1 protein-coding gene is annotated in these 598 nt (G+C 61.7%); it reads right to left on the bottom strand.

What is annotated here, in order from left to right; genetic code table 11:
- Nucleotides 1-598, bottom strand: a 598-nt coding sequence (locus tag A5736_RS04110; RefSeq protein WP_139333123.1) for a serine/threonine-protein kinase, incomplete at both ends; no start/stop codon positions are given.

Here is a 598-nt window from a genome sequence, read left to right as displayed (position 1 = left end):
CGCGTACTGATCTGCGCGGCCATCGATGTGGCCGCCCATCAACTGTTCGGGCGCCGCATAGGCTGCTGTACCGACCGTCATATTTGTCTGTGTGAGACCACTGATCTCGTCCCGATTGCGTGCAATACCGAAGTCGGTCAACAAGATACGTTGCCTTCCACCCGCTGGACGGGTCAGCAGGATATTGGCCGGCTTGACATCGCGGTGCAGCAAGCCTTTCTGGTGGGCATAATCCAGCGCGCTGGCGACGCCGGCGATTACGGTGCACACGTCGGCAGCTGGCATTCCGGACGGACAGCTTTCCCGGAGCACTCGACGGGTATCGAACCCGTCGACGTAGCGCATCGCGATCCACAGATCACCCTCGAATTCGCCGCGGTCATACACCTCAACGATGTGTGGATGCCACAGCGACGACGCTAAGTCGGCCTCCCTGATGAACCGATCCCGGTAGTCGGGTTGACTAGATAGCTGGTCGTTCAGAATCTTGAGGGCGTCCCGCCGCGGCAACCGTGGGTGCTGAGCCAGGTAGACCTCACCCATCGCGCCGCTGCCCAACAGCCGCACCACGGTGAACCCGGCGAAATCCGCCCCTTCC

It is taken from the genome of Mycobacterium sp. SP-6446 (genome assembly GCF_001954045.1).
Classification (GTDB): domain Bacteria; phylum Actinomycetota; class Actinomycetes; order Mycobacteriales; family Mycobacteriaceae; genus Mycobacterium.
The sequence above is the reverse complement of the archived record's forward strand: the minus strand, read 5'-3'. Positions and strand labels throughout refer to the sequence as shown.